The following is a 3,845-nucleotide window of genomic DNA, read 5'->3' on the forward strand; positions in this document are numbered from 1 at the left end:
CGGCTGAACGCCTCGCGCGTGTCGTTCGAGCCCGGCGCGCGCACCGCCTGGCACACCCATCCGCTCGGACAGACGCTCTACGTGATCTCCGGGATCGGCCGCGTGCAGGCCAAGGGCGGGCCGATTCGGGAAATCCGCCCCGGCGACGTCGTCTGGATTCCGCCGCACGAGAAGCACTGGCACGGCGCTTCGCCGGATAACAGCATGACCCACATCGCCATGCAGGAAGCACTCGACGGCGTCTATTCAACCTGGATGGAGCACGTCACCGACGAGGAATACAACGGCAAGCTCGGTTGAGCCGCCGCTGCGAGCCTAACGAAGAAAAGCCCCGCTCTGTGCGGGGCTTTTACTTTTCGCGGCGACGATCAATTCACCCGCGTCCAGGTCTGGCCGCCGCAGAACATGCCGCCGAACGCACAGCCCTGAACGCGCAGCGTGTCCGAGCTCTTCATCGCGATTGTTGAGTCGTAGGTGCTGCCGCTGTTCGGATCGAAGATGCGGCCGCTCCATTTGTCCTTGCCGGGCTTCATGTTGATCAGAACCTGCTCGCCGTTGGCGTTCGATTTCTTGTCGACCGAGTAGCCGCAGAGATTGGCGCCGCATTGCTCGATGCGGACCTTGCCTTCCTTCTCTTCGGTGAGCCAGACGCCGAGCGGCGAATTGGCAGCTTGCACCGCGACCGCAACCGGCTTGGGTGCAGCAGCGTTCGGCGGGGCGGCACCAACAGTCGGCGCTGACGCGGGCACAGCCGCCGGCGCGGCGCTTTGCTGCACAGCTGGTGGCGCCGGTGGTGTTGGCGGCGCGGTCGCTGCCGATGCCGGTGGTGGCGCCGCGACGCTCGTGTTGGCCGGCTCTGCCGGAGTTGGTGGCGGCGCCGGCGCTGCCGGGGCAGTGGCCTGATCAACGGCCGCTGGAGCGGGCGTTGCCTGGGAATTGGTCTTCGCTTCCTTCGGAGCCGTCTCGAGCTTCTGCGCGGCGTCCTTGCTCTTGGCGCGCTTGGTGTGGCGACCGGTATTGTCGTAGACGCCGGGGATCGAAACCGTTCCGCGGTCGGGATCGATGCGAATGGTGCGGCCGCCGTAATCGAACGTGTATTGCGCCTGCGCTGCGGCCGTGCTTGCCAGCACAAGCGTGGCGATCGCCAGAACCTTCTTCATCTCGACCTCCAGTGCAGGGAACCCCGTTCGCAAGGCTATGTGGTGACGGCCCCGCTGAATGTGCCCCAGATCACGGTCAGAACATGAGTCTCAGTCCTCGCGGCTCAGGTTCAAATCACTGGATCGCGGTCTGGTTTCAGGCCGCGCGCATCAATTTATGCGCACGCGTGTTTGACCCGGGCTATTCGAACCATGCCGCGTAGATCTTCGCGTAGCTGCCATCCTCGTGCGCGATGTGAAGCCACTGGTCGACGAACGCCTTCAATGCGACGTCGCGCTGCATCCAGTAGGCCTTCTCGGCGAAATCGAACGGCTTGTCGGGATGCACGGCGCAGAGCACGCCGGGATGCAGCTTCTGCTGATAGCGCGTCTCTGACGCGTCGGTCATCATCAGGTCGGCGTCGCCCTTGGCGATCTCGTCGAAGATCCTGGTGTTGTCGTTGAAGACCCGGATGTCGGCGGCCTTCACATTGGCGCGCGCAAAGTGCTCATTGGTGCCGCCGGGATTGACGATGACGCGGGTGCCGGGCCTGTCGATCTCGGCGAGCGTGTCGTACTTGCCGTTGTCGGCGCAGCGCGCGATCGGCGTCTTGCCCTCGCGCATGATCGGGGTCGAGAACAGGCCCTTCTTCTGCCGGTCGAAGGTGATGGAGATGCCGCCCATCGCGATGTCGAAATCGTCGGCCTCGAAATCCCGGGTCATCTGCGGCCACGATGTCGGCACGAACTCGACCTTGACGCCGAGCGCCTTGCCGAGCGATTGCGCCATGTCGACGTCGAAGCCGCGGAATGCCTTGGTCTCCTTGTCGAGCGCCGTGAAGGGCAAATAGTCGCCGGTCATGCCGACGCGCAGCGTGCCGCGCTTGACGATCTCATCGAGTCGCGATGGTGCCTGCTGCGCGTGCGCGGCAGACAGAAGCAAGGTGAGGGCAAGGCCAGCCAGCGCGCGAAGCATCGAAATCGTCTCCATCCGCATTTTTGCGACGCCTACGCGCACGCATCGCGACTTAGGCTTCGTTGTTATCCTTGCGCGCCTGAAGGGCGGTCGCGGTGCGGCTGATGATCTCGTGCCTGAAGTGCTCGAAGCGGCGGCGCGCTTCGGCCTCGCGATCGTCGACGAACTTGATCGCGGTGTCCCGGTCCATCGGGCCGTTGACCTGCGGGTTCGATCCTTCGCCGACGGTCTCGTCGACATAGTATTCCGCGCCGTCCTGGCGCACCGTCCAGCGGAAGCGCAGCGCGGCCATCGGACCTGGGCCGGACTTCGAATAGCCGTTGGCCTCGATCGGTTGGGGCGGCTGGATCGGCTCCGGCTCTGGCTCGCTCGGCTCCGGTTCGACGGCTGCGGGTTCGACCACTTCCGCTTCGCGGGCCTCGAGTTGGGGCGGCTCGGGCTGTTCGGAAGGTTCGGACCGTTCGACCAGAGGCGGCTCGGCTGCCGCTGGCTCGGCCTCGGTGGACACGGTCGTAATGGACACGGTCTCGACGGTAACGATCTCGACCGACGTTGGCAGGGGCGGCGGCATCGCTATCGAGACCGGCGGCTCCCCGGCGGGCTCGGCAGCCTTGTCTGCCGTCTTGTCGGTCGATTTGGTCGTCCCGGGAGGCGTCGTCGTCTGATCGAGAATGCTCGCGATCGCGGCAAGCGCATTGTCGGTCGGGTCACTCACGGTTCGGCCTCCCAAGCATGACGCCGGCGGAATCGCGCCGACGCCCTTTCTATCTACCTGATCTGACTACCCTTTGTCAGCCCGGCGCTTCTAGTCAGGCGTAGCCCCTAAGCGCAGACCGGCGGACGCCGGTCCTTCCAGGGGCGGACCTGCTCGAGCTGGCCGGCGAGGCGGAACAGCAGCCCTTCCTCACCGAGCTTGGCGGCGAACATCATGCCTAGCGGCAATCCGGCCTTGTTCCAGGCGAGCGGCACCGACATCGCCGGCTGGCCGGACATGTTGAACATCGACGTGCCCGGCATATAGCGACGCAGGACCGGCGCAATGTGGGTCAGGTCCTCTGACATCGTGTTCAGTTCGCCGAGGCGGAGCGGCGGCGCGCACAGCGTCGGGCTGAGGAAGATGTCGCAACCTTCGAAGAACGTCGCGAGACCGCGCGAGATCTGGAATGCCGCAAGCTGCGCGGCGACGTAATCCGCCGGTGTCATCTTCACTGAATTCTCCGCGCTCGCCAGCGTCAGGCGCTCGACGTCGTCGGAGGTCAGTTTGCGCCCGACGCGCTGCTCGAGCAGCCGCACCGTCAGCGCCGTGTTGCCGCCGACGATCGTCGTCATGGTTGCTGCGGGATCGGCCGCAAGCGGCGGCGCGCGCTCCTCGACATGATGGCCGAGGCCCGCCAGCAGCTTGGCAATGTCACGGACCGCCGCGGCGATCTCGGGATCAATCGCGTCGCCATACGGCGACTTGTCGGTGAAGCTGATGCGCAGATGGCCGGGATCGCGGCCGACCTCCTGGGAAAAGGGCCGCTCCGGCGCGGGCGCGACGTAGAGGCTCGACGGCTCAGGCCCGTGGATTGCGTCCATCATGACTGCGCTGTCGCGGACGCTGATGCTGAGCACATGGCCGACGGAGAAACCGCCCCAGCCTTCGCCGCGGTCGGGACCGCAGGGGTTGCGGGCGCGCGTCGGCTTCATGCCGAACACGCCGGAGGCGGAGGCGGGGATCCGGATCGAGC

Annotated in this window: 5 protein-coding genes; 1 reads left to right on the top strand and 4 read right to left on the bottom strand. The window is 65.9% G+C overall.

The window, feature by feature from the left end:
• Positions 1-300: (R)-mandelonitrile lyase (locus H8A92_RS39870; protein WP_229200723.1), on the top strand; the 300-nt coding region annotated here is incomplete at its 5' end.
• 68 nt (positions 301-368) lie between these two features.
• On the opposite strand, the gene H8A92_RS39875 is transcribed toward H8A92_RS39870, so the two are convergent.
• The 4 genes from H8A92_RS39875 to H8A92_RS39890 form a co-directional block, all read right to left on the bottom strand.
• Complete coding sequence (locus H8A92_RS39875) at positions 369-1,160, bottom strand: DUF2147 domain-containing protein (RefSeq protein ID WP_229200724.1); 792 nt, start codon at positions 1,158-1,160, stop codon at positions 369-371.
• 181 nt (positions 1,161-1,341) lie between these two features.
• Complete coding sequence (locus H8A92_RS39880) at positions 1,342-2,115, bottom strand: transporter substrate-binding domain-containing protein (RefSeq protein ID WP_229200725.1); 774 nt, start codon at positions 2,113-2,115, stop codon at positions 1,342-1,344.
• Positions 2,116-2,167: 52 nt separating this feature from the next.
• Positions 2,168-2,830 (bottom strand): hypothetical protein, encoded by a 663-nt coding sequence (locus tag H8A92_RS39885; RefSeq protein WP_229200726.1) that lies wholly within the window; start codon positions 2,828-2,830, stop codon positions 2,168-2,170.
• Between the two features lie 107 nt (positions 2,831-2,937).
• On the bottom strand, positions 2,938-3,845 hold a 908-nt coding region (locus H8A92_RS39890), incomplete at its 5' end, for an amidase (protein ID WP_229200727.1).

It is taken from the genome of Bradyrhizobium acaciae (assembly GCF_020889785.1).
In the GTDB taxonomy this organism is placed as follows: Bacteria; Pseudomonadota; Alphaproteobacteria; order Rhizobiales; family Xanthobacteraceae; genus Bradyrhizobium; species Bradyrhizobium acaciae.